This is a genomic window from Modestobacter lacusdianchii, assembly GCF_054177765.1.
In genome coordinates this window covers 86879-110207 of the sequence record NZ_JBJJTJ010000012.1, presented here as the reverse complement: position 1 = coordinate 110207, position 23329 = coordinate 86879, and the positions used below count along the sequence as shown (strand labels likewise).

24 protein-coding genes and 2 riboswitches are annotated in these 23329 nt (G+C 70.6%); of the genes, 17 read left to right on the top strand and 7 right to left on the bottom strand.

Going from position 1 to position 23329, the window contains the following annotated elements; translation table 11 throughout:
* Positions 1 to 10 precede the first annotated feature (10 nt).
* A complete protein-coding gene (locus tag ACJTNH_RS11245; protein ID WP_458175606.1) occupies positions 11 to 445 on the top strand; it encodes a hypothetical protein in 435 nt (144 codons plus the stop codon).
* Positions 446 to 591: 146 nt separating this feature from the next.
* Positions 592 to 746, top strand: a riboswitch (cyclic di-AMP (ydaO/yuaA leader).
* Positions 747 to 757: 11 nt separating this feature from the next.
* Positions 758 to 2047 carry a peptidoglycan DD-metalloendopeptidase family protein gene (locus ACJTNH_RS11240; RefSeq protein ID WP_458175604.1) on the top strand — a complete coding sequence of 430 codons (1290 nt, stop codon included), beginning with the start codon at positions 758 to 760 and terminating at the stop codon, positions 2045 to 2047.
* Positions 2048 to 2126: 79 nt separating this feature from the next.
* Here ACJTNH_RS11240 and ACJTNH_RS11235 read toward each other — a convergent pair whose 3' ends face one another.
* From ACJTNH_RS11235 to ACJTNH_RS11220, 4 genes are all read right to left on the bottom strand, one after another.
* Entirely contained in the window at positions 2127 to 2804 is a 678-nt protein-coding gene (locus tag ACJTNH_RS11235; protein ID WP_458175602.1) for a TVP38/TMEM64 family protein, read from the bottom strand.
* A gap of 17 nt (positions 2805 to 2821) precedes the next feature.
* Complete coding sequence (locus ACJTNH_RS11230; RefSeq protein WP_458175600.1) at positions 2822 to 4078, bottom strand: peptidoglycan DD-metalloendopeptidase family protein; 1257 nt, start codon at positions 4076 to 4078, stop codon at positions 2822 to 2824.
* Positions 4079 to 4488: 410 nt separating this feature from the next.
* Positions 4489 to 5430: a M56 family metallopeptidase gene (locus tag ACJTNH_RS11225; protein ID WP_458175598.1), complete on the bottom strand. Its 942-nt coding sequence runs from the start codon at positions 5428 to 5430 to the stop codon at positions 4489 to 4491.
* Positions 5427 to 5789, bottom strand: a complete 363-nt coding sequence (locus ACJTNH_RS11220; RefSeq protein ID WP_458175596.1) for a BlaI/MecI/CopY family transcriptional regulator — start codon at positions 5787 to 5789, stop codon at positions 5427 to 5429. The genes ACJTNH_RS11225 and ACJTNH_RS11220 overlap by 4 nt, the downstream gene beginning before the upstream one ends.
* A 265-nt stretch (positions 5790 to 6054) precedes the next feature.
* Positions 6055 to 6206: riboswitch (cyclic di-AMP (ydaO/yuaA leader) on the top strand.
* A gap of 89 nt (positions 6207 to 6295) precedes the next feature.
* Here ACJTNH_RS11220 and ACJTNH_RS11215 point away from each other — a divergent pair.
* From ACJTNH_RS11215 to ACJTNH_RS11195, 5 genes are all read left to right on the top strand, one after another.
* Positions 6296 to 7276 carry a C40 family peptidase gene (locus tag ACJTNH_RS11215; RefSeq protein WP_458175594.1) on the top strand — a complete coding sequence of 327 codons (981 nt, stop codon included), beginning with the start codon at positions 6296 to 6298 and terminating at the stop codon, positions 7274 to 7276.
* A gap of 652 nt (positions 7277 to 7928) precedes the next feature.
* A complete protein-coding gene (locus tag ACJTNH_RS11210) occupies positions 7929 to 8534 on the top strand; it encodes a DUF305 domain-containing protein (RefSeq protein ID WP_458175592.1) in 606 nt (201 codons plus the stop codon).
* A gap of 193 nt (positions 8535 to 8727) precedes the next feature.
* Positions 8728 to 9270, top strand: coding sequence for a TlpA family protein disulfide reductase (locus tag ACJTNH_RS11205; RefSeq protein WP_458175590.1), 543 nt, complete (start codon positions 8728 to 8730; stop codon positions 9268 to 9270).
* Complete coding sequence (locus ACJTNH_RS11200; protein WP_458175588.1) at positions 9267 to 10121, top strand: cytochrome c biogenesis CcdA family protein; 855 nt, start codon at positions 9267 to 9269, stop codon at positions 10119 to 10121. The genes ACJTNH_RS11205 and ACJTNH_RS11200 overlap by 4 nt, the downstream gene beginning before the upstream one ends.
* A 68-nt stretch (positions 10122 to 10189) precedes the next feature.
* Positions 10190 to 11011 (top strand): F510_1955 family glycosylhydrolase, encoded by an 822-nt coding sequence (locus ACJTNH_RS11195; protein WP_458175586.1) that lies wholly within the window; start codon positions 10190 to 10192, stop codon positions 11009 to 11011.
* A 56-nt stretch (positions 11012 to 11067) separates the two neighbouring features.
* On the opposite strand, the gene ACJTNH_RS11190 is transcribed toward ACJTNH_RS11195, so the two are convergent.
* Positions 11068 to 11475 carry a four-helix bundle copper-binding protein gene (locus tag ACJTNH_RS11190; RefSeq protein ID WP_458175584.1) on the bottom strand — a complete coding sequence of 136 codons (408 nt, stop codon included), beginning with the start codon at positions 11473 to 11475 and terminating at the stop codon, positions 11068 to 11070.
* 209 nt (positions 11476 to 11684) lie between these two features.
* On the opposite strand from ACJTNH_RS11190, the gene ACJTNH_RS11185 reads away from it, so the two are divergent.
* The 5 genes from ACJTNH_RS11185 (at position 11685) to ACJTNH_RS11165 (ending at position 17467) form a co-directional block, all read left to right on the top strand.
* Complete coding sequence (locus ACJTNH_RS11185; protein ID WP_458175582.1) at positions 11685 to 11987, top strand: metal-sensitive transcriptional regulator; 303 nt, start codon at positions 11685 to 11687, stop codon at positions 11985 to 11987.
* 85 nt (positions 11988 to 12072) lie between these two features.
* Positions 12073 to 12282, top strand: coding sequence for a heavy-metal-associated domain-containing protein (locus ACJTNH_RS11180; RefSeq protein ID WP_458175580.1), 210 nt, complete (start codon positions 12073 to 12075; stop codon positions 12280 to 12282).
* Positions 12283 to 12358: 76 nt separating this feature from the next.
* Complete coding sequence (locus tag ACJTNH_RS11175; protein ID WP_458175578.1) at positions 12359 to 12547, top strand: hypothetical protein; 189 nt, start codon at positions 12359 to 12361, stop codon at positions 12545 to 12547.
* A 70-nt stretch (positions 12548 to 12617) separates the two neighbouring features.
* A complete protein-coding gene (locus ACJTNH_RS11170; protein WP_458175576.1) occupies positions 12618 to 14900 on the top strand; it encodes a heavy metal translocating P-type ATPase in 2283 nt (760 codons plus the stop codon).
* A complete protein-coding gene (locus tag ACJTNH_RS11165) occupies positions 14897 to 17467 on the top strand; it encodes a heavy metal translocating P-type ATPase (protein ID WP_458175574.1) in 2571 nt (856 codons plus the stop codon). Before ACJTNH_RS11170 ends, ACJTNH_RS11165 begins: the two co-directional genes overlap by 4 nt.
* Positions 17468 to 17762: 295 nt before the next feature.
* Here ACJTNH_RS11165 and ACJTNH_RS11160 read toward each other — a convergent pair whose 3' ends face one another.
* Positions 17763 to 18254: an ATP-binding protein gene (locus ACJTNH_RS11160; protein ID WP_458175572.1), complete on the bottom strand. Its 492-nt coding sequence runs from the start codon at positions 18252 to 18254 to the stop codon at positions 17763 to 17765.
* A 423-nt stretch (positions 18255 to 18677) separates the two neighbouring features.
* Complete coding sequence (locus ACJTNH_RS11155; protein WP_458175570.1) at positions 18678 to 19067, bottom strand: ArsR/SmtB family transcription factor; 390 nt, start codon at positions 19065 to 19067, stop codon at positions 18678 to 18680.
* 97 nt (positions 19068 to 19164) lie between these two features.
* Here ACJTNH_RS11155 and arsB point away from each other — a divergent pair, with 97 nt between their 5' ends.
* From arsB to ACJTNH_RS11130, 5 genes are read left to right on the top strand one after another with little or no spacing between them, the layout of a single operon-like run.
* Positions 19165 to 20295, top strand: coding sequence for an ACR3 family arsenite efflux transporter (gene arsB / locus ACJTNH_RS11150; RefSeq protein ID WP_458175568.1), 1131 nt, complete (start codon positions 19165 to 19167; stop codon positions 20293 to 20295).
* Positions 20292 to 20969: an arsenate-mycothiol transferase ArsC gene (locus tag ACJTNH_RS11145; RefSeq protein ID WP_458175566.1), complete on the top strand. Its 678-nt coding sequence runs from the start codon at positions 20292 to 20294 to the stop codon at positions 20967 to 20969. The genes arsB and ACJTNH_RS11145 overlap by 4 nt, the downstream gene beginning before the upstream one ends.
* Positions 20966 to 22447 carry an FAD-dependent oxidoreductase gene (locus tag ACJTNH_RS11140; protein WP_458175564.1) on the top strand — a complete coding sequence of 494 codons (1482 nt, stop codon included), beginning with the start codon at positions 20966 to 20968 and terminating at the stop codon, positions 22445 to 22447. The genes ACJTNH_RS11145 and ACJTNH_RS11140 overlap by 4 nt, the downstream gene beginning before the upstream one ends.
* Positions 22444 to 22872, top strand: a complete 429-nt coding sequence (locus ACJTNH_RS11135; protein WP_458175562.1) for an arsenate reductase ArsC — start codon at positions 22444 to 22446, stop codon at positions 22870 to 22872. The genes ACJTNH_RS11140 and ACJTNH_RS11135 overlap by 4 nt, the downstream gene beginning before the upstream one ends.
* Complete coding sequence (locus ACJTNH_RS11130; protein WP_458175560.1) at positions 22869 to 23300, top strand: arsenate-mycothiol transferase ArsC; 432 nt, start codon at positions 22869 to 22871, stop codon at positions 23298 to 23300. Before ACJTNH_RS11135 ends, ACJTNH_RS11130 begins: the two co-directional genes overlap by 4 nt.
* Positions 23301 to 23329: the final 29 nt, after the last annotated feature.

The following is a 23329-nucleotide window of genomic DNA, read 5'->3' as shown; positions in this document are numbered from 1 at the left end:
CTCAAGATGAGTGCCCACCCGCGTCGATGAAGCAGCGACCAGCGGCACCCGGTGGCTGCACGTCCTGGCCAGTGATGGCGACGTCCTGGCGGCGATCGAGCAGCAGATCGTCGACGCGATCCATGCCCGCACCAGCGACGTCGACACCCCGGCATTCGGCCTGCAACAACCGTACCGGCCGGGTGTCGGGACTCGCGCGGGGGCGCGCACGTCCCGCCGCTGGCGCGTCGGTTCTCCCGTTCGCAAGCTACCGGCAGGACTACCGGCCCGCACGTGCTCACCGGCCACGTCAGCACTGATTGCCCGCGCCGTCACGAGCCGGAGTTCCCCGCAACCGTCGGTCCCGAGGACGACCAGCCTCAACGAAGCCCGCCAGGCGCTGGCCGAGGCCACCGCTGTGGTCGATGCCAGAGTCCAACTGCTGCCGGTGCTCGACATCTCCTGAGCCCAGGCCTGGAACAGAGATGGCAGCTAGCAGCGATGCGGCAGGCCGAAGTAGTTGGCCACTGTTACCGACCTGTGACAACTATCCAAGGTCGTAGTACCGTCCCATCCGGTCCGTGTGAGCCACGACCTCGTCCTGAGGTCCTCGCCCGGACCCCGTCGAACCACCACCGCTCGCGGTGGCGGACCGGGGACCCATCGATCCCCTGGGGTGAATCTCGCCTGGCCACAGTGCCGCCGCGAGTAGGGCTGTCTCCGGCCCGAACCCGTCAGCTAACTCGGTAGACGGTGAGGGAGAACGGAGCCCGTCGCGTTGGCGACATCGCACGACATCATCTGGCACCTCGCACAGCCGCAGTCGGCTCACCCGCAGCGCCCCCGCTGGCGCACCGCGGTGCTCGCACCGGCCTTGGCCACCAGCGCCGCACTGCTGCTGGCCCTCGCGGGCCCCGCAGCCCAGGCCGCACCCGCAGAACCGGCTGCCACAGCGAGCCAGTCCGAGCTCGCCGCCGCCGATGCCGCGCTGCGTGGCATCGAAGAGTCCGTGGCGGCAGCTGAGGAGAACCTGCAGCGGCTCACCGTGGAAGCGGAGGCAGTCGCCGACCAGAGCCTGGTCGCCCAGGCCGAACTGTCCGTCGCCCGGCAGCTGGCCGATACCCGGGTTGCGGAGCTGCATGCCGCACAGGCTGCGGTCGACCAGGCACGCACCGACGTCGCGGCTGTGGGCCGGCAGAGCTACATGGGTGCTGACGCCTATGGCGCTGCCTCGGCGTTCTTCGGTGCAGCAAGCCCCGAGGAAGTGCTCGACCGGGCCGCGACCTTGGAGTACCTCGGGGATGCCCGGGCCGAGCAGCTCGAGGAGTTCGAGGTCGTCGAGGTCCAGCAGCAGGCAGCGACCGAGGCCGCCAAGGCGGCCGTGGATGCGCGCGACGCGGCCGCTCAGGCCGCCGCGGAGGCCGAGCGGGTCGCCAAGGACGAACTCGCCACCGCCCAGCGGACCTACGACGCCGCCGTAGGCGAGAGGGCCGCGCTGGAGCAGCAACTCCAGCAGGCCCGGGAGCGAGTGGCCACCCTCGCCCGCGAAACGGCCACCTCAGCAGCTGCCGAGCAGGCAGACGCCGGCGAACCCGCAGTCGCAGCGGCCGAACGGGGCGAACAAGCGGCCTCCCGCGGAAGCGAGCGGACCTCCGCCGGCACGAGCACCGGCATACCGACGACCGGCCGGGTGACCTCGTGCTACGGCTCCCGTTGGGGAACCATGCACTACGGCGTGGACATCGCTGCTCCGATCGGCACCCCGATCTACGCGCCGGAGGGTGGTGTGGTCCTGCAGGCGGGGCCCGCGTCCGGCTTCGGCCTGGCTGTCTACCTGCAGCACGCTGACGGCTCCATCACCGTGTACGGCCACATCAACAGCTACTCGGTGGCCGCCGGACAGCAGGTGTCGGCGGGCGATCAGATCGCCGAGGTGGGCAACACGGGACAGTCCACGGGTCCGCACCTCCACTTCGAAGTGCACCAAGGTGGGCTCTACCAGAACCGCACCAACCCGATCCCGTGGCTGAGCCAGCGCGGCCTCCCTCTGGGCGGCAGCTGCGGCTGACAGCCGGGTTCGGCCACTCTTCCGCCTCGTCGAGGCCAGATCTCGGCGGCCGCGGCCGCTGAACCGTCGTTGCGCGACCTCAGGTCTCCGGTTCCTCATGGCTCTGGTGGCTGTGCCGCCCACGGCGCAGCCACCAGAGCGCGAGGAGGGCCACGGCGACGAGTCCCGCCAGGCTGGCCAGCCACGGCCGGTCCTGCAGTCCAGCCCACCAGCCGTCGGCACTGCCTGCCGCGGCTCCGAGGCTGACGTACAGCACGGACCCAGGAATGACGCCAACAGCCGTCCCGACCGCGAAGTGGACCAGCGCGATCCCGCTGACGCCGGCGGCATAACTGACCACCGCGAAGGGTGGCGCAGGCAGCATGCGAGCCGTCAGCACCGCCAGCACGCCGTGACGGCTCAGCACCTCGTCGACCCGGTTGAGGCGTTGCCGGAAGGCTCTTTGAACGAGGCTGCGGCCGAGCCAGCGGCTCGCGCCGAACCCGCCGATCCCGCCAGCCAGGGCAGCAGCAAGAACGAGCGCCAGGCCTGCCGACAGTCCGAAGACCGCGCCGGCGAGTACCGACAACGCTGAGCGGGGAGTCGGGAGCAACAAGGCCAGCGACAGGCCCAGCAGTGCGAGCCACCAGTCCGCCGGCCCAGGAGCACGGAAGCGGTCGCGCACCGCGGTGGCCGTAGGCACGTCGACCTGCCATGCCAGGCCCACGACGACCAGGACGGCGACGGTGAGCAGCACCGCGCGCCACCAGCGGTGCACCGGCCCTCCGTGGGAGATCACCGGCAGCGGCCGCCCATGGACACGCCGCGGGCAGCCAGCCACGAGATGGGGTTCACCGCACCGGCGTGCAGGCCCGCGGTGTTGACCTGGAAGTGCAGGTGCGGGCCGGTCGATTGCCCCGTGTTGCCGACCTCCGCGATCACCTCGCCGGCCGACACGCGCTGGCCGGCGGTCACGAAGTAGTCGTTGACGTGCCCGTACACCGACACCGACCCGTCGTCGTGCTGCAGGTAGACGGCCAGGCCGTAACCGGTGGCCTCCCCCGCACGGAGTACCCGACCGGAGGCTGGGGCGTAGATCGGTGTCCCGATGGGCGCGGCGATGTCCACGCCGTTGTGCATCACACCCCAGCGCATCTCGAAGCAGGTGGTGAACCGGCCACTGGTCGGTGCAACGCCACCGCCGGTCACCGGAGTTCGGAGCGCATTGTCGGTGTTGGCGGAGCGCGGGGGCGGCACGGGCGTCTGCCGCGCTCGGGCGGCGGCCTCGGCTGCCCCCTTGGCTGCGGCGGCGGTCCGCTCGGCCTCCGCGGACTGCTGCCTCGCCTGCTCATCCCGCCATGCCTGGTACGCGTTGCGTTGCCCCTGCAGCGTCAGCAGGTTGATCTGGGCATCCTGCAGTTGCCGCTCGTAGGTTGCCTTCTGGGCGCTGGTGGCCTGGGCAGTCGCCTGGAATACGGACAGCTGGGACTCCGCGGCGGCCTTCGCCTGCTCCGCTTCTTGCGCGGCAGCGTCCTTCTCTGCAACGGCCGTGCGAGCCGCTGCGTCCGTGTCGAGCTGACGCGCTTCCGCAACGCGCAACTGGTCGAGCATGGCGGTGCGCTGGTCGCCGAGCAGTTGCAGGGTGGCAGCTTGCTCCAGCAGCTGAGCCGGACCCTCAGCGCTGAGCAGTGCCGCCAGGCCGTTGATCGAGTCATTGCGCATGTAGCTCTCCCGGCCCAGCGTTGCGACGTCCGCCTGGGCCACGCCCACGGCCTCTTCGGCTTCCGCCAGCGCGGCTGCGGCGGCCGCGGCCGCGGCCTCCGCCTCCTCGAGCTGACCCTGCGCCACCCGGTAGGTCTCATTCGCCGCCTCGACGACCACGCCGGCCCGCTCCAGGTCCGACTCGGCGGCTGCGACCAGAGCCGAGATGCGACCGACCTCCGCTGCGGCCACGTCCTGCGCGCTGCGAGCAGACGACAGGGCGGCATCACTGGGGTTGGTGGGTGCGGCCAGCGCCGGAGCCCCCAGGGGGCCGATGAGGACGACGGCCACCGCGATGGCTAGCAACCCTGCTCGACGCCCTGGCTCATGCCGTGGGGAGCGGCCTGCGAGCGGGCGCAGCCGAGCAGACCAGCCGCGACGGTGCCCCGTCATCCGGCGCGGGAGGCTGCTGCCAGCGCCCTGCACGAGGGTGCTGCTGGAGCCGCCACGTCGAAGACGTCCGGTGCGCATCAGGTCTCGTCCTCACTTCACATCGCTACTACTGGTTGTAGTAGTAACGGCAGTGAAGTTGGCGCGCTTGAGGCCGAGGAGCCATCGATCAGTCTGGACCTGACGCATCAGACGGATCGGTGCGTGGAGTGGGTCGACGGACCAGGGGGTCCCAACGGCGGAACCTCAGGAGCCGAAGCAGGCGGACGTGCGATGGCCCTTGTGAGACTCAGTACTCGGGGAACCGCTGATCAGGTGACCGCGCACAGCACGATGTTGACACCCAGCCACGTGGTCGCTGCGGGCAGCAGGAGAGCTCCGGACGCCATCGCCAGAGCCCCCGGCCAGCGAAGAAGACGGCGCATGCGCCGGTCACCGGACCCTCCGAGCCGACTGATCCGCAGTTCGGTGAGCCGGGAAGCCATGGCCAACCCGAAGGGAAGAACCGGCTGCCCGGTCATCTTGCGCAGTGCGACCTGCACGGCCTCGGGCCCGCACCGCTGAGCCGCCTGCGCATCGGCGGCCAGTTCCACCAGGTCCCGAGTCGCGGCTGGCGCCGCGCGCAGCAGAGGACACCACGGAAGCGCAGCAGCCAACGTCTCAGCAACCGTGACGAGAGCATGGTGGTGTCCGCGCAGGTGAGCCCGCTCGTGCTCCAGTGTCGCCGTCACCGCCTCGGGAGGCAGCTGTGCCCGTAAGCCATCGGAGGCGATGATCACTCCAGGTCGGCCGCCGATGGACATGGCCATCGCGCGCTGGTCAGGAACCCACAGTGGCTCGCCTGATGAGGAGCTGAGGGCCAGGAGACGTAGCCGCTCGACGTGCGGGGCGTGCCGCCTCACCGACCTCGCACGACTCACGACGGCCTTGCCGAGCCGCACGACGATGGTCGCGGCCATGATCAGGCTGACTCCGGCGACAGTCTGCTGCCAGGCGGGCACGGTGCCCGTGGTGACCGCTGTCCAGCACCCCCCCACGAGCTGGAACAGCCCACTGGCCTCGTGTTGGTCCATCGGCAGGGCGAGCAGGCCGATCATGGCCAGGCCTGAGGCCACGAGCCCCACCGTCAGGAGTGACCAGCCCACCAACAGGATGGTCGGATCGACCCGCCGATCGGCGAGCCACAGCAATGGGCGGTGCCCGTGCGCGCCCAGAGCCGTACCCGCCAGCAGGACGGCGATCATGCCGATCACGAGGACGCGGCTCGCCGTGCGAGCGCCTCACGCAGCACAGAAGACTCTTCGTCGGTGGCTGTCTCGGCGAAGTGCAGCAGCACCGACCGCGGGTCCTCCGATGCGTCCAGGATCTCCCTGAGCGAGGCGGCCGCCGCCCCTTGGCGGGTCACGGTCGGGCGGTAGCTGAACGCACGGCCCACCGGCTCCCGGTCGAGAAGTCCCTTGCGCAAGAGGTTCCCCAGCACGGTCATCACGGTCGTGTAGGCCAGATTCCGTTGCGGGGGCATCCGCTCGAGGACCTCGCGCACGGTCAGCGGCGAGTCGCTGGACCACAAGACGTCCATCACGGCGGCTTCGAGCTTGCCCAGCCGGGGCATGGCCGCTCCTCTGCTTGCTGCGTCGACACGGGCGTGTGCCCCACGCCGGGCCGGCGGCCTGGCTCAGTTCGTACAACCGGACCAATCGTATGGGCCGCACCAGACGGACATACCGGCATCTGACGCTTTCGGGTGCCCGATCGAACCTCAGTGGTCACTCCAGTACCAACTACTCAACACGCATAGGAGGACGTGGTGGCGGAGTTGCCCCGGCCCTACTTTGAGCGGCGCCGGGAAGAGTTGTCGTCGCCCATGGGGCGGCCTTGACCCGGCGCCGCCGAACCTCGGGCAACAGCCGAGGACCGGGGACCCACCGCAGTCCTGGGGTCAATCGCGTCCGCCCACGTGGGCGGACGCGACGGGCGACTTCCCGCCCGAACCCGTCAGCTAACTCGGTAGGCGGCCATGGAAGACAGGAGCCGCCACCCGTGGCGACACTTCGTGCCGGAAGCACCCGTCGAGCAGTGACCGCCCGCCCTGGACGGCGACCCCTCACCCGTCTCACGGTGTTGGCGCTGCTGGGTGCGGCCAGCATGGGCCTGACTCCGGGCAGCGCCATCGCCGCGCCGGATGAGGCGACCACCGGCCAGCAGGCCGCCCAGCTCGCGGCCGAGAGAGGTCATGAGCTGGAAGTCCTCACCGAGGACTTCAACGAGGCCCGGGAGATCCTCGCCCAGCAGCAGGCCGCCGCGGCTGGCGCCGCCGCCCAGCTGGCGGAGGCTGATGCCCAGCTTGCCGCCCTGGAAGACCAGATCGCCACTGTCGCGCAGACCGCGTTCACCGGTGACGCCCTGGGGTCCCTGCAGGCGTTCATGACCAGCGGGTCTGCGGACGAGTTCCTCGAACGGGTCGCCACCCTGGAGTCTGTCGCCGGATATCACAACGACGTCCTCGAGCGTGTGGCTGCGGCACGCGCAGCTGCGGAGAGCGCAGGCGCTGCGGCGGCGGAGGCCACGGCCGAGGCCGAGGCCCAGTTGCGATCGGTCGAGGCGCAGCAGGAGCAACTGCAGACCGAGATCGAGGGCTACAAGGCCCAGTACGCCACCCTCACTGCTGAGCAGCAGCAGGAGGCCGATGTCGCCCACGGAGGGCAGTCGCTGCAGGCGCCTCCGGCAGGTTCGGTGGATGCGGGCAGTGACGCCGCTCAGGTGGTGATCGACACGGCGCTTGCGCAGGTGGGCGACCCGTACGTGTGGGCCGCCGGCGGGCCGGACGCCTTCGACTGCTCAGGGCTGACCCAGTACGCCTTTGCCGCCGCCGGCATCTCCCTGCCGCACTCCAGCAAGATCCAGGCGTCCATGGGGCGTGCGGTCTCCCGTGCGGAGCTGCAGCCTGGCGATCTCGTCTACTACTACAGCCCGATCAGCCACATCGGCATCTACATCGGTGGCGGGCAGATGGTCCACGCCACGACGTTCGGCGAGCCGGTCAGCGTCGGCAGCGTGGACATGTCCGGCTACGCCGGAGCCCGCCGCATCCTCCCCTGACGAGCCGGCCCGCGGGGCCCGGATGTCCCGGGTCGCCCGTGGGTCGAGTCGGCGGCCACGCTCAGTACTACAGGGCGTAGTAGTGTCTGGGGAGGCGCGCGAGAAGGGGGGGACGATGCGTTCGGTTCGCATGCTGGCGATGCTCGTCCTCGCTGCCGTGTTCTCCATGCACGGGCTGCAGTGCGTGAGCGCAGACGTAGGCGGCACCCACACCGGCACCCACACCGACATGGCTCACATGAGAGCTGCGCCGGCTGGTGCGGGGGGAGAAGTGACGGTGGTCGCAGCCTCGGTCGTGACCACCGTTTCCGCTGACGCCCTGACAGGGGGGAAGGTCGCGCCAGGAGCCAAGGCTTCCAGCCACCCCGCACCGGTCCACAGCGGCGCTCATGCTCTGGCGGTGTGCCTGGGGATCCTGCTCGCCGGACTGGCCTTCCTGGCCGCCGTACTCCTGATCCGGAGAACTCCACCCGGTGGCCGAGGAGCGGGCCTGGTCCGGGCCAGATCGTGGTGGGACTCCATCCAGCTCCCCAGACCGCCGGACCTCGCTTCTCTCTGTCTCCTGCGGATCTAGGCCGAATCGCCGACCCGGCGCGCTCCCGCGTGCATCGGGTCAGTCGTTCACACCCAGATCTCATCCACAGGAGAAGCAATGACCCGCACCGCCCTTGGCCTTACCCGCCTCACCGGAGGGCTCATCGCCGGCGTGATCGTCCTCGCCGGTTGTTCCAACGGCTCGGATGACAACAGCGCTGCCAGCTCGAGCTCGGCGAGTGTGTCGGCTGAGTTCAACGAAGCCGACGTCGAGTTCGTCCAGGGCATGATCCCGCACCACGAGGGTGCCCTGGAGATGGCGCAGCTGGCCGACGGACGCGCTCAGGACCCCCGGGTCCTGCAGCTCGCCAGCAGGATCGAAGCCGCTCAAGACCCCGAGATCCAGACCATGACCGGCTGGCTGGAAGACTGGGGACAGTCTGAGTCCGATGACATGGACGGCATGGACCACGGCTCAGGAGACATGGGCGGCATGGACATGAACATGGACATGTCGGGGCTGGAGACCGCCTCCGGCGCCGACTTCGACCGGATGTTCCTGGAGATGATGACCGAGCACCACCAGGGAGCGGTTGACATGGCCAAGACCGAGATGGTTGATGGTCAGAACATCGACGCAATCGCCCTGGCTCAGGAGATCGCCAGCTCTCAGGCCGCCGAGATCGAGGAGATGCAGGCGCTGCTCGCTGAGCTTGGGAGCTGACGGATCGATCCGGTGGCGGCTCGGTACACAGCTGGGCCGCCACCGGTCCGCCTCATCGGCCGCAGCGCCCGCCGGTCCACGGTGCGGAGGCTGCGCCTCTGCGTCGTCGATTCCGGAGGTCCTCAGCTTGTATCCGCACGCGCCAATCCGCTTACTCAGGCCACCAAGAGCGCTGACGTTGGTCGTTTGCGTCGTGTCGCTCGTGCTCCTGACCAGTTGTTCGTCATCGGACAAGGGCGCTGGAGCCTCTGAGTTCGAGTTCACGCAGGTGACCGAAGCCGGGCAGGTGATCGCCCCTGCTGACCGGGCGCCGGCACCTGAGTTCAGGGGGGAGCTCCTGGATGGAGCACCCTTCACTTCCGATGACCTGGCCGGCCAGGTGGCCGTCATCAACTTCTGGGGATCCTGGTGTGCGCCCTGCCGCCTAGAAACACCGGACTTGCAGGCGGTTCACGTCGACCTTCAAGGCCAGGGGGTCCAGTTCCTCGGGGTCGACGTGAAGGACCAGCGTCAGCTGGCCAGTGCGTTCATGTCCGACGCCGGGGCCGAGTACCCGTCGCTGTATGACCCGCGGGGTGAAGTGGCTCTGAGGTTCCGCAGCTTCCCCGCCAACGTGGTTCCCTCGACCATCCTGCTCGACTCGCGGGGCGACGTGGCCGCTGTCTACACCGGTGCGGTTCTGCAGAAGGACCTGCGGTCGGCGTTGAATGCGTTGCTCGCGGAGGATGGCTCGTGAGCGCGCTCGGTGAGACCTTCGCCGGCATCGTCACCGATGGGTCACTGGTGCTTGCGCTGCTCATAGCTGCCCTGGTGGGTCTGATCAGCTTCGCTTCTCCGTGCTGTCTTCCACTGGTGCCTGGCTACATCGGTTACATCACTGGGCTCGCGGGTGCAGAAGCCGCGGTCGCTGCACCGGCCAGCGAGGCGGTGGACCGGTCGTCCACATCGGGGTCGCTCGGTCGATCAACGGCTCTCGCACCGCCCCAGGTGCGCATCGCCGGGCGACGGCGAGTACTGCTCGGCGCGCTTCTCTTCGTCTGCGGGTTCAGTGCGGTCTTCATCTCCTTCGGCGCTCTCTTCGGTGGCCTGGGCAGAATTCTGCTGCAGTGGTCGCCCGTGCTCACTCGCGTAGCCGGCGTCCTCACCATCCTCATGGGCGTTGCATTTCTGGGCGGGTTCTCCTGGCTCCAACGGGAGCGGCGGATCCATCACCGCCCCACAGGCGGACTGGCCGGCGCCCCGGTCCTCGGCGTCGTCTTCGGTCTCGGCTGGACACCGTGTCTGGGGCCGACTCTCGCCGCGGTGAACACGTTGGCTTACACAGAGGCGTCCGCCGCCCGAGGTGCTCTGCTGGGCCTGGCCTATTGCCTCGGGCTGGGGTTGCCGTTCCTCGCCATGGCACTGGGGGCCAGCCACGCGCTGCGCTTCTCCACCTGGGCTCGCAGGCGCGCCCGCTCGGTGATGCGGGTGGGCGGCGGGCTGTTGGTGGGACTCGGGCTCCTGCTGGTCACCGGCCTGTGGGACACCTTGATCTTCTGGCTACGTGGATGGCTGGCAGCAACCGGACTGGGGGACTTCTTCCTGTGACTGGCACCGATCGATTTCGCGCAAGGCCCCGCGCACTGCCGGCTGTCAGCGGCCTTGCACTGGTGGTCGTGGGCCTGCTGTCCGGTTGCTCTGCAGTCGCTGGGCAGGCGAGCAACTCATCTCCGGCGCCGCACCTGGAGACCGACCCGCCGGACTTCAACCACGTGCACGGGGTGGCGGGTGAAGCCGGCAGCGACGCCGTCCTGGTCGCTGCCCACAACGGGCTGTTCCGGCTGTCCGCCGACGGTGACGTCCAGGTGGGGCCCACCATCGACCTCATGGGCTTCGCCGTCGCCGCGCCCGGGCGCTACCTGGCCTCCGGTCACCCAGGCCCCGGCGTCGACCTGCCGGAACCGGTCGGACTGATCGAGTCGGTCGACCAGGGTCAGAGCTGGCAGCCGCTGTCCCGGCAGGGCCAGTCGGACTTCCACGCCCTCACCGCCAGCCCCGCCGGCGTTCTGGGCTACGACGGCACCCTGCAGCGCAGCACGGACGGCCTGTCCTGGGAGCAGCTCCAGATCCCGTCCGCGCCGGCCAGCCTGTCGGCCGGCCCGGACGGGAACCAGGTGCTGGCGACCACCGAACAGGGGCTGCTGCACTCCACCGACGCCGGCAGCACCTGGGCACCGATCCCCGGGGCCCCGCTGCTCCAGCTCGTCGACTGGTCACCCGATGGCGGCGGAGCCGTCGGCGTCGACCCCCAGGGTCAGGTGTGGACCAGTCAGGACCGCGCCCTGACCTGGCAGCCTGCCGCGGACCTGGCTGCCCCGCCGCAGGCCATGGACGTCGGCAGCACCCCCGACGGCGGCAGCCGGGTGCTGGTGGTCACCGGCAGCGCCATCGCGGAGTCCCGCGACGGGGGACAGACCTTCACCGACCTCCGGGACTGACCCCGCGCCCGGGGTACCGGGCGCGGGGTGTCAGGCGGTCCGATGTGCTGGGCGGCTCAGCCGAGGGAGTTCAGCAGCGCGCGGCAGGCGGCCTCGCAACGCCGGCAGACTTCGGCGCAGACACGGCAGTGCTCATGCATCTCCGCGTGCTGGGAGCACTCGTCCCCGCAGGCCTTGCACGCCGCGGCGCAGGCCTCCAGCACCGCCCGGGTGAGGTTGGCGTCGTAGCCGGTGTGCCGGGACAGCACCCGGCCGGTGGTGTCGCAGACGTCGGCGCAGTCGAGGTTGGTCCGGATGCACGTGGTGAGCTCGGCGACCATGTCCTCGCTGAGACAGGCATCCGCGCAGGCGGTGCACGCCTGGGCGCACTCGAAGCACGCCTCGATGCACTCCTGCAGCTTCTGGCGGTCCAACCCGCCCAGGTCCTTGGGATAGGTCTCCAGCATCTGCCCGACAACAGTCACGGTTGCTCCTCGCTCAGGTGTGGAGGCTCGCCCTGGTGGCCACCCCCGGCGCCGACGGACCTACCCCACCCCGCATCTACTAAGCCGGTTAGTCCTCGTTGTTGCGGGTAGATCGCGGCCGCACCAACCACTTGGCAGGCATACCCCGGGGGGGTACTCTCTTCCATGGGTGGCGCGGACGACCCGCCGCGACCTGGAGGAGGCAGAAGGTGACCGAGGAAGCGCACAGTCAGCACGGCTACATCAGCAGCAAGGACGACTACCTCAAGCGGCTGCGCCGGATCGAGGGCCAAGCCCGAGGCCTGCAGCGGATGGTTGAGGACGACAAGTACTGCATCGACATCCTCACCCAGGTCTCAGCCATGACGAAGGCCCTGCAGTCGGTCGCTCTGGGACTGCTCGATGACCACCTCAACCACTGCGTCGTCCGCGCCGCCGCCACCGGCGGCCCCGAGGCCGACATCAAGATCCAGGAAGCGTCGGAGGCGATCGCCCGCCTCGTCCGCTCCTGACCCCGACCCGGCGCCCGCGACCCGCGCGGCGTCGCGGCGGGCCCCCTGCGGCTCGCCGCGCAACCACTGCAAGGAGAGAAGTCAGATGACCACGTCCACCTACACCGTCGTCGGCATGACCTGCGGCCACTGCGTCAGCTCCGTGACCGAGGAGGTCAGGCAGGTGCCCGGCGTCACCGACGTCGCTGTCGACCTGGCCAGCGGTGGCCTGACCGTCACCAGCAACACCCCGGTCGAGGACTCCGCGGTCCAGGCCGCGGTCGAAGAGGCCGGCTACCAGGTCGCCGGCCGCTGAGGCCCGCTCGCCCGGTCCCGCCACCGCAGACGGATGGGACCGGGCGACCCTCACCGGCCCGGTTCAGGAGGACTCCATGAACACCCCACTGAAGATCAGCTCCTACGTCCTGGGCCTCGTCGTCGTCTTCGCGGCAGCAACCGGGATCGGAAGCCTGGTCGGCCCGATCGGGGACGAGCCGGCCGCGGTGACCGAGGTGCCCCACACCGGCGGCACCGACCACGGCGACATGCAGCCAGGCACCGACCACCCAGCCGACGACTGAGCCACCCCGCGTCCGGCGCCCAGACCGGCACCGCGGACCCACGCAAGCACGCAGCGTCCCAGGAGGACCGATGAGCTCAGCAGCCCACCCCGCGCAGACCGTGGCCACCGACGGCGGCCAGGTCGAGCTGACCATCGGCGGCATGACCTGCGCCTCCTGCGCCGCACGGATCGAGAAGAAGCTCAACAAGCTCGACGGCGTCACCGCGACGGTCAACTACGCGACCGAGAAGGCCCGGGTCACCTACGCCGGCGGGATCGCACCCGAGACGCTGATCGCCACGGTCGAGCAGGCCGGGTACACCGCCAAGCTCCCCGCACCGCCCCGGGCCAGCACAGACACCTCCACCGAGTCGGTAGAGGCCGACCCGGTGCGTACCCTGCGACAGCGCCTGCTGATCTCCGCCGTCCTCACGGTCCCCGTCGTGGCCATGGCCATGATCCCGGCGCTGCAGTTCACCAACTGGCAGTGGATGTCGCTGACCCTCGCCGCCCCCGTGGTCGTGTGGGGGGCTTGGCCGTTCCACAAGTCGGCCTGGACGAACCTGCGCCACGGCACCTCCACCATGGACACCCTCGTCTCCATGGGGACCCTGGCGGCGCTGGGCTGGTCGCTGTACGCCCTGTTCTGGGGCACCGCCGGCATCCCGGGGATGACCCACCCGTTCGAGTTCACCATCAGCCGCACCGACGGCAGCGGGAACATCTACCTCGAGGCCGCCGCCGGGGTCACCACCTTCATCCTCGCCGGCCGCTACTTCGAGGCCCGGTCCAAGCGCCGCGCCGGCGCCGCCCTGCGCGCGCTGCTCGAGCTGGGCGTCAAGGAGGTCTCGGTGCTTCGCTCCGGCCGCGAGGAGCGGATCAGCGCCGACCTGCTGGCCCCCGGGGACCTGTTCATCGTGCGCCCGGGGGAGAAGATCGCCACCGACGGCGTCATCACCGAAGGCTCCTCGGCAGTCGATGCCTCGATGCTCACCGGGGAGTCCGTGCCCGTCGAGGTCGGTCCCGGTGACGCCGTCGTCGGGGCGACGGTCAACGCCGGCGGCCGGATCGTCGTCCGCGCCACCCGGATCGGTACTGACACCCAGCTGGCCCAGATGGCGCGCCTGGTGGAGGACGCGCAGAACGGTAAGGCCGAGGTCCAGCGGCTGGCCGACCGCGTCTCCGGGGTCTTCGTGCCCGTGGTCATCGCCCTGGCCGTGGCCACCCTCGGTTTCTGGATCGGCACCGGCGCCGGCCTCGCCGTCGCCTTCACCGCCGCCGTCGCCGTGCTGATCATCGCCTGCCCGTGCGCCTTGGGGCTGGCCACGCCGACCGCCCTCATGGTCGGCACCGGCCGCGGCGCCCAGCTGGGCATCCTGATCAAGGGACCCGAGGTCCTGGAGTCCACCCGCAAGGTCGACACCGTCGTGCTGGACAAGACCGGCACCGTCACCACCGGGCGGATGACCCTGGTCGACGTCATCGCCGGCACCGGTGAGGACGCCGATCAGGTGCTGCGGCTGGCCGGCGCCCTGGAGGATGCCTCCGAGCACCCCATCGCCGCCGCCATCGCCGTTGCGGCTCGGGACCGCTCTGGGTCACTTCCTCCGGTCGAGGGCTTCCTCAACGCCGAGGGGCTCGGCGTCCAGGGCGTCGCCGAAGGCCACGCCGTCATCGTCGGGCGGACCCGGCTGCTCGCCGACTGGTCCCAGCGGCTGCCCGCCGACCTCCAGCAGGCCATGAGCGCCGCCGAGGCCACCGGCGGCACTGCCGTGGCCGTCGGCTGGGACGGAGCCGCACGAGGCGTGCTGGTCGTCGCCGACGCCGTCAAGGACACCTCGGCCCAGGCAATCGCAGAGCTCCGTCAGCTGGGCCTGACTCCCATCCTGCTGACCGGTGACAACGAGACGGTCGCCCGGGCGGTCGCGGCGAAGGTCGGCATCGACGAGGTGATCGCCGAGGTCCTGCCCCAGGACAAGGTCGACGTGGTCAAGCGCCTGCAGTCCCGCGGCAAGGTCGTGGCCATGGTCGGCGACGGGGTCAACGACGCCGCGGCCCTGGCCCAGGCCGACCTGGGGCTGTCCATGGGCACCGGCACGGACGTCGCCATCGAAGCCAGCGACCTCACGCTCGTGCGAGGAGACCTCCGGGCCACCGCCGACGCCATCCGGCTCTCTCGCCGCACCCTGACGATCATCAAGGGCAACCTGTTCTGGGCCTTCGCCTACAACGTCGCGGCCCTGCCGCTGGCCGCTGCTGGCCTGCTCAACCCGATGCTGGCCGGCGCGGCCATGGCCTTCTCCTCGGTGTTCGTCGTCTCCAACAGCCTGCGACTGCGGCGCTTCACCAGCCTGGCCGCCACCAGCCAGTGAGCGGCGTCAGCCACCCACCACACCGTCGACAACCACGACAGCTCGCGCACGAACCGAACCGGCACACGGAGGGTGATGTGGCGACACCAGCAACAACAACGGTCATCGAGGTCTCGGGCATGCTGCGGGCCTCATCGAAAGCCGTCGTGGAGGCCAGGCTGTCCCGCCAGCGCGGCGTGCACGCGGTCGAGGTCAACCCGGTCGCCCAGACCGCGAACGTCGCCTACGACCCTGCGACGACGACGGTCACCGAGCTCACCGACTGGGTGCGGGACTGCGGCTACCACTGCGTCGGCCAGTCAGTGCCCACGCACGTCTGCCAGCCGCAGACCGAGCCCGCGCCGGCCGCCCACTCCCACGCTCACGCCCACAGGTCCAGCGACCCGGCCACACACACCAGCGACCACGCTCAGCACGCTGAGCCTGCCCCGCACAGCGAGCACGGCCACGCCGCCGGTCACCAGACAGGGCACGAGCAGCCAGCCGGCCCCAGCCCCCAGGACGCCATGGGTCACGGCGGGCACCACGGCTCGATGGCGATGGACGACATGGTCCGCGACATGCGCAACCGGTTCTTCATCGCCGCCGCGTTGTCGATCCCCATCCTGCTGTGGTCCCCGATCGGCCGCGACGTGCTCGGGTTCACCGTGGCGGCACCGTTCGGCATGCGCGACGACGTGTTCTCGCTGCTGCTGTCCCTGCCGGTGGTCTTCTACGCCGCCTGGATCTTCTTCGACGGCGCCTACCGGGCACTGCGGGCCCGCACCCTGGACATGATGGTGCTCGTCGCCGTCGCGGTGGGCGCCGGCTGGGTCTACAGCCTCGCCATCACCCTGACCGGCGGCGGCGAGGTGTTCTACGAGGCCGCCTCGGTGCTCACCGCGTTCGTGCTGCTGGGCCACTGGTTCGAGATGCGCGCCCGCGGTGGCGCCAACGACGCCATCCGCACCCTGCTGGAACTGGCACCACCGCGCGCGATCGTGCTGCGCGACGGTCAGCAGGTCGAGGTGCCCACCGCGGAGGTGACCACCGGGGACCTGCTGCTCATCCGGCCGGGAGCCAAGATCCCCGTCGACGGCACCGTCGAAGACGGTGAGTCCGAGGTCGACGAGTCCATGGTCACCGGCGAGAGCCTGCCGGTGACCAAGACTCCCGGCTCCGGCGTCATCGGTGCCTCGGTGAACACGACCGGCACCCTGCGCGTGCGAGCCACCAAGGTCGGCGCGGACACCGCACTGGCCCAGATCGTGGCCCTGGTGCAGGAAGCCCAGAACTCCAAGGCACCCGGGCAGCGGCTGGCCGACCGGGCCGCCTTCTGGCTGGTGTTCGTCGCGCTGATCGGAGGAGGCGCGACCTTCGCCGTCTGGCTGGCAGCCGGTGCCTCCTTCGCCACCGCCATGCTCTTCGCCATCACCGTCGTCGTGGTCACCTGCCCCGACGCCCTGGGCCTGGCCACCCCGACCGCGATCATGGTGGGCACCGGCCTGGGCGCCCAGCGCGGCGTGCTGTTCAAGAACGCCACTGCCCTCGAGGCCTCCGCCCGCATCGACACCGTCGTGATGGACAAGACCGGCACCCTCACCAAGGGCAAGCCCGAGGTCACCGACGTCATCGCCGACGACATGACCGAGGCGAAGCTGCTGGCCCTCACCGCCGCCGTCGAGCGGGAGTCCGAACACCCCCTCGCCGCCGCCGTCGTCCAGCACGCCGACAGCCGCGGACTGCCCGTCCTCACCGCACAGGGCTTCCGCAACGTCCCCGGTCACGGGGCCAGCGCCCAGGTGAACGGGCGACGCGTCCTGGTGGGCAACGCCCGCCTCATGGCCGATGAAGGCATCGAACTCGGTCAGCTGGGCCGCCGGCGGGACCAGCTCGCCGACAGCGGCAGGACCGCCGTCCTCATCGCCGTCGACGGCCACCCGGCCGGTGTCATCGCCCTCGCCGACGCCCCGCGGGAGACCTCGCCCGCCGCGGTCGCCGCACTCCGTGACCTCGGCGTCGACGTCGTGATGCTCAGCGGCGACAACGAAGCCACAGCCCGCCGCATCGCCGAGCAACTCGGCATCGACAGCGTGATCGCCGACGTCCTCCCCGGCGACAAGGCCGCCAAGATCACCGAACTCCAGCGCGCCGGCAAGCGGGTCGCCATGGTCGGCGACGGCGTCAACGACGCCCCAGCCCTCGCCCAGGCCGACCTGGGCATCGCCATCGGCGCGGGCACCGACGTCGCGATCGAGACCGCCGACGTCGTCCTCATGCGCTCCGACCCACTCGACGTCCCCACGGCACTGCAGATCGGCCGCGGCACCCGACGCAAGATGCGCCAGAACCTCGGCTGGGCGATCGGCTACAACGCGATCGCGCTCCCGATCGCCGCCGGAGTGTTCGAGCCGGCCTTCGGCCTCGTCCTGCGACCGGAGATCGCCGCCCTGTCCATGTCCGGGTCCAGCTTCATCGTCGCGGTCAACGCCCTGCTGCTCAAGCGCCTGCGGCTACCTGCTGCCGCTTCAACCCCGGCAGCCAGCCCGACCAGGCAGCCAACCGGCGCCCCGTCCGTTCAGCGGTGACCGCTGCCGCCGACATGCCTGCTGTCCCACCCGATCATGATGGCCGCCGTGACCAACCGCGCCACTGACAGCACCGACGCCGAACCGTCGCCCCTTGACCCGGACGACAAGTGCTGCCGCTCCACACCCCGCTGCGACGGCTGCCCCTACATCGGAGGCAACCCGAACCGCCAGCGGCAATGAACTGACGGCTGATCAGCTCGGTACATCGGCGGAGGACAGCGGCGGGCCAGCGAGAGCGACGACAATCAGGGCGCCGGGCCGATTCCTCGGGTGAGACGTCGCGGCGCGAGGATCAGGAAGGCTTATGGATGGAGACCCAGACCATCTTGCGTCCACTGTCGCGGTGGACGCCGTGGGCGGTGGTGAGGTCGGCGATCAGGTACAGCCCGTAGCCGCCCTGACCGGCGGGGCGTTCCCGAGCCGGGGTGGGTAGCCGGTCGGGGGCGCTGTCGGTGACGATCACGACCCACCTGCCCTCCTGGTCGGCAATGTGCAGGGTGGAGGGCGGGTCGCCGTGCCGCAGCGCGTTGGACGTCAGCTCGTCGATCACCAGGATGGCCTGCTCGACGGAGTCCTCGGCAGCTAGCGAGAGGACGCCGTCGGATTCTGCGTCCAGTGATGCGAGTAAGAAGACCTGCACCTGCTGGCGCACCGCGCTCAACCCGCGCAGGGACCCCAGCTGCAAGGTGAGCCGGGCATCCAGGGCCCCGGGAACGGGAGTGTCCTCATGCCAGGAGGCGTACGCCTGGGCGTAGTCCGCCGGCGTGCGGGTGGCCTCGTTCATAGGGTGGCGTCCTCCGGCGCTGCGTGCTCATCACGTGTCATCCCGCGTGGTGGGCACGAGGTCGGGACTGCGCGGCGAGCCGCTGGATCTGTGCGGGACGAACTGTGCCACGCCCTTGTGAGGTGCGGTCCGAGTGGAGCACCGGCGAGTCAGCGGATGACCCGAACTGCCGAAGGCCATCAGGCGCCAGACCTGACCTCCGCCATGTGGGCCTGGCGTCAGCTGCCGCGGCGTGCCTAGCGCCGCCGGCCGGCCAGCCGTGCTTGACGACCGAAGCGCGTCAAGTGGGGTGATGCGGTGCTCGTCCTTCCAGCCGCGCAACGACCACACGCAGGCCGGCCCACGCTGGGTGGCTTCGTCTCCAGCCCCGGTTGACTTCAGCTTCCGCCAGAGCCAGTCCGATAGCGGTCCGGGTGCCGGCTCTCAGCAGCTGGTTGGCGTTTTGAAGCCGACTGGCGCATTTGTAGTGCTCAGTACGCCGGCCAGTGCGTCCAGGGCCCCGGGAACCAGGGCGAAGTAGGCCCACACCCCGCGCTTGTCGCGGGAGAGCAGGCCGGCGTCGACGAGCACCTTCAGGTGGTGGGACACCGTGGGCTGGGACAGCCCCAGGGGCTCGGTGAGGTCGCAGACGCAGGCCTCGCCGTCCTCGTGGGCGGCCACCAGGGACAGCAGCCGGAGCCGGGCGGGATCGGCGATCGCCCTCAGGGTGCGCGCCAGGTCGGTGGCCTCAGTGGCGGTGAGCGGCTGGCCGACCAGGGGGGCGCAGCAGGCGCCGGCCACCGACGAGGGATAGGGCAGCAGCTCGGTACTCACCAGGCCATCATGCTGCCTTCATTGACACCTGTCGATACCTCAGCCACGATCGCATCGACAATCGTCGATGCTTGATCCGAGAAGGGCACCACCGCGCATGAGCGACACTGTCGCCGAGACACCCCGGCCGCACACCGACCTGGACACCCCGGTGATGGCGCGGCTGTCCACCCTGGATCGGTTCCTGCCGGTGTGGATCATCGTGGCGATGGCGCTGGGCCTGCTCCTTGGCCGGCTGATCCCGGGCCTGGACGACGCCCTGGACGCGGTGAAGGTCGGCGACGTCAGCCTGCCGATCGCGATCGGCCTGCTGCTGATGATGTACCCGGTGCTGGCCAAGGTCCGGTACTCCGAACTGGACCGGGTCACCGGCGACCGCCGGCTGCTGGGTGCCTCGCTGGTGCTGAACTGGCTGCTGGGCCCGGCGCTGATGTTCGCCCTCGCCTGGCTGCTGCTCCCCGACTTGCCCGAGTACCGCACCGGCCTGGTCATCGTGGGCCTGGCCCGCTGTATCGCCATGGTGCTGATCTGGAACGACCTGTCCTGCGGTGACCGCGAGGCCGGCGCCGTCCTGGTCGCGATCAACTCCGTCTTCCAGATCTTTGCCTTCGCCGCCCTGGGGTGGTTCTACCTGCAGGTGCTGCCCGGCTGGCTCGGCCTGTCGACCACCTCGGCGGAGTTCAGCGTCTGGGCCATCGTGGTGAGCGTCCTGGTGTTCCTGGGCATCCCGCTGGTCGCCGGGTTCGCCACCCGCACGATCGGGGAGCGCACCAAGGGCCGCGACTGGTACGAGTCCCGGTTCCTGCCGAAGATCGGGCCGGTCGCCCTCTACGGGCTGCTGTTCACCATCGTCATGCTCTTCGCCCTGCAGGGTGACGCGATCACCTCCGCCCCCTGGGACGTCGTCCGCATCTCGCTGCCGCTGCTGGCCTACTTCGCCCTCATGTTCGGCGGGTCCTTCCTGCTCGGCATGAAGCTGAAGCTTGGCTACGCCAAGACGGCGACGCTGGCGTTCACCGCGGCCGGCAACAACTTCGAGCTCGCCATCGCCGTCGCGATCGGCACCTTCGGCGTCACCTCCGGGCAGGCGCTGGCCGGTGTGGTCGGCCCGCTGATCGAGGTGCCGGTGCTGGTCGCGCTGGTCTACGTATCACTCTGGGCCGCCCGGCGCTGGTTCCCCGGTGACCCGACCGTCCCCGCCCGCAGCAACGAGGGAGCGTCACGATGACCCAGTCCACGAACCCGTCCCAGGTCGAGGCCCCGACCGGCCAGCCCGGGTTCCCCGGGCTGCTGGACCCCAACGTGGTGCTCGCCCGCCACGTGGAGGACCTCGCCACCCGCTTCGCCGGCATGGTGGGGCGGGAGACCGTCGAGCGGATGGTCTTCGAGTCCTACGCCGCCCTGGGACGCACCGCCAAGGTCAAGACGCACCTGCCGGTGCTGACGTGCCGCTTCGCCACCGAACGGCTCACCGCCCTCGCGCAGGCGAAGGGGGTGCTGGCCAAGGAAGCGCCGGAGGTGCTGTTCATCTGCGTGCAGAACGCCGGTCGCTCCCAGATCGCCGCCGCCATGGTCGAGCACCTGTCGCAGGGGCGGGTGCACGTCCGCTCGGCGGGCTCCATGCCCGCCGACGAGGTCGATCCGGTCGTCCTTGAGGTGCTCACCGCCCGCGGCATGGAGGTGACCGACGCCTTCCCCAAGCCGCTGACCGACGACGTCGTGCAGGCCGCCGACGTGGTCATCACCATGGGCTGCGGCGACGCCTGCCCGGTCTACCCGGGCAAGCGCTACCTGGACTGGGACGTCACCGACCCCGCCGGCCAGCCCGCGGCCAGGGTCGATGCGATCGCAGCCGACATCGAGACCCGCGTGCGCGGCCTGCTCGCCGAGCTCGGCGCATGACCCACCTGGTCGTCATCGGCGGATCCGACGCCGGCATCTCCGCAGGTCTGCGCGCCCGCGAGCTGGACCCCACCGCCGAGGTCACCGTCGTCGTCGCCGACGCCTACCCCAACTTCTCCATCTGCGGCATCCCCTACTACGTCTCCGGGGAGGTGGCGCCCTGGCAGTCCCTGGCCCACCGCACTTATGCCGACCTCGAGGCCGCCGGGCTGTCCCTGCGGGTCAACACCTGGGCCACCGGCATCGACGTCGCCGGGCAGCGCGTGGCGCTCACCAACCCCGACGGCAGCACCGAGCTGCTGGCCTACGACGAGCTGGTCGTGGGCACCGGCGCCCACCCCGCGCTGCCGGCCATCGCCGGTGTCGGTGGTGAGGGCGGTCTGGGACCGGCCGAGGGGGTGCACTTGCTGCACACCATCGGCGACACCCACGTCCTCATGGCCAGCCTCACCGACCGCCCCGTGCGCTCAGCGCTCATCGTGGGGGCGGGCTACATCGGGGTGGAGATGAGCGAGGCGTTCATCGCCCGCGGCATCGCCACCACCGTCGCCCAGCGCCCGGCCGAGGTGCTGGCCACCGTCGACCCGGAGCTCGGCGCCCTGGTGCGCGCGGAGATGGAAGCTCACGGTGTCGAGGTCCTCACCGGTACCTCGGTCACCGCCCTGGCCCGCACCGGAGACGGGCAGATCGCCGTCACCGCCACCGGCGGCCAGCTGGAGCGGGTCTTCGACGTGGTGGTCATCGTCGCCGGGGTCCGCCCCGACGTCGCGCTGCTGGTCGAGGCCGGTGCGACCCTGGGCGCCGGCGGCGCGGTCGTGGTCGACGAGACCATGGCCACCGGCCTGCCCCACGTGTGGGCCGCAGGCGACTGCGTCATCACCCACCACCGGCTGATGGGCATCACCTACCTGCCGCTGGGCACCACCGCGCACAAGCAGGGCCGGGTCGCCGGCGCCAACGCCGTCGGCGGGCACGCCCGCTTCGCCGGCAGCGTCGGCACCCAGGTGGTCAAGGTCTTCGACCTGGTCGCCGCCCGCACCGGCCTGCTCGAGCACGAAGCGATCGCCGCCGGGTTCACGCCGGTCACCACCCAGACCAGCCCCGATGACCGCAAGGCCTACTACCCCGGCGCGCAGCCCATCACCATCCGGGTCACCGCGGACGCCGACACCGGCCGCCTGCTGGGCGCCCAGCTGGTCGGCCGGCTGGGCAGCGAGGTCGCCAAGCGCGCCGACGTCTACGCCACCGCCCTGTTCCACGCCATGACGGTGGAGGGCATGGCCGACCTGGACCTGGCCTACACCCCGCCGCTGGGCTCCCCGTGGGACGCCGTCCAGATGGCCGCCCAGGCGTGGAGCCGGGAGCACCGCCCCACCAGCATCGACCCCCTACCGTCGGCAGCCAGCCCCACCCAGACTGCCCACACTGAGATCGGCCGCACCGAGACCGGCCCGAAGATCGAGGAGAAGACCCCGTGAGTGACCGACCCAGCGTGCTGTTCGTCTGCGTGCACAACGCCGGCCGCTCCCAGATGGCCGCAGGCTGGCTGCGCCACCTGGCCGGCGACGCCGTCGAGGTCCGCTCCGCCGGCTCGGTCCCAGGCGACCAGGTCAACCCCGCCGCGGTCGCGGCGATGGCCGAGGTCGGCATCGACATCTCCGACCAGCGCCCGAAGGTGCTCACCACCGACGCCGTCGAGGCCTCCGACGTGGTCATTACCATGGGCTGCGGTGACGCCTGCCCGATCTTCCCCGGCAAGCGCTACCTGGACTGGGCGCTCACCGACCCCGCCGGCAAGGGCGTGGAGGCGGTGCGCCCGATTCGGGACGAGATCGAAACCCGCATCCGCGGCCTGCTGGCCGAGCTGCAGGTCGTCCCCACCGGCGTGAGCAGCGCCTCGTGAGCGGCAAGCCCAGCGTCTTGTTCGTCTGCGTGCACAACGCCGGCAAGTCCCAGATGGCCGCCGGCCTGATGACAGACCTCGCCGGTGACGCGGTCGACGTCCACTCCGCCGGCACCGCACCCGGCACGAAGGTCAACGCCGAGGCCGCCGCGTCGCTGGCCGAGCTCGGCATCGACATCACCACCCAGCAGCCCAAGGTCATCACCGAGGAGCGGGTGCGCGCCGTTGACGTCGTGGTGATCCTGGGCCAGGAGGCGCAGGTAGAGCCGGTCGAGGGCACCCAGGTGGAGCGGTGGGACACCGTCGAGCCCTCCCAGCAGGGCATCGAGGGCATGGAGCGGATGCGGCTGGTCCGCGACGACATCGCCGTCCGCGTCCGCGTCCGCGACCTCGCCGGCCGGCTCGGCACCCCGGCCGAGCGGGTCTGACCCACCGGGCCGGTCCGGGCTAGGCCGGG

What these genes read in the sequence shown, in the direction of transcription:
- ACJTNH_RS11220 (WP_458175596.1), bottom strand. Translation starts at nt 5,789, where the DNA reads ATGCCCCGGCTGGGCAAGCTCGAAGCCGCCGTGATGGACGTCTTGTGG.
- ACJTNH_RS11210 (WP_458175592.1), top strand. Translation starts at nt 7,929, where the DNA reads ATGACCCGCACCGCCCTTGGCCTTACCCGCCTCACCGGAGGGCTCATC.
- ACJTNH_RS11180 (WP_458175580.1), top strand. Translation starts at nt 12,073, where the DNA reads ATGACCACGTCCACCTACACCGTCGTCGGCATGACCTGCGGCCACTGC.
- ACJTNH_RS11175 (WP_458175578.1), top strand. Translation starts at nt 12,359, where the DNA reads ATGAACACCCCACTGAAGATCAGCTCCTACGTCCTGGGCCTCGTCGTC.
- ACJTNH_RS11170 (WP_458175576.1), top strand. Translation starts at nt 12,618, where the DNA reads ATGAGCTCAGCAGCCCACCCCGCGCAGACCGTGGCCACCGACGGCGGC.
- ACJTNH_RS11160 (WP_458175572.1), bottom strand. Translation starts at nt 18,254, where the DNA reads ATGAACGAGGCCACCCGCACGCCGGCGGACTACGCCCAGGCGTACGCC.
- arsB (WP_458175568.1), top strand. Translation starts at nt 19,165, where the DNA reads ATGAGCGACACTGTCGCCGAGACACCCCGGCCGCACACCGACCTGGAC.
- ACJTNH_RS11145 (WP_458175566.1), top strand. Translation starts at nt 20,292, where the DNA reads ATGACCCAGTCCACGAACCCGTCCCAGGTCGAGGCCCCGACCGGCCAG.
- ACJTNH_RS11140 (WP_458175564.1), top strand. Translation starts at nt 20,966, where the DNA reads ATGACCCACCTGGTCGTCATCGGCGGATCCGACGCCGGCATCTCCGCA.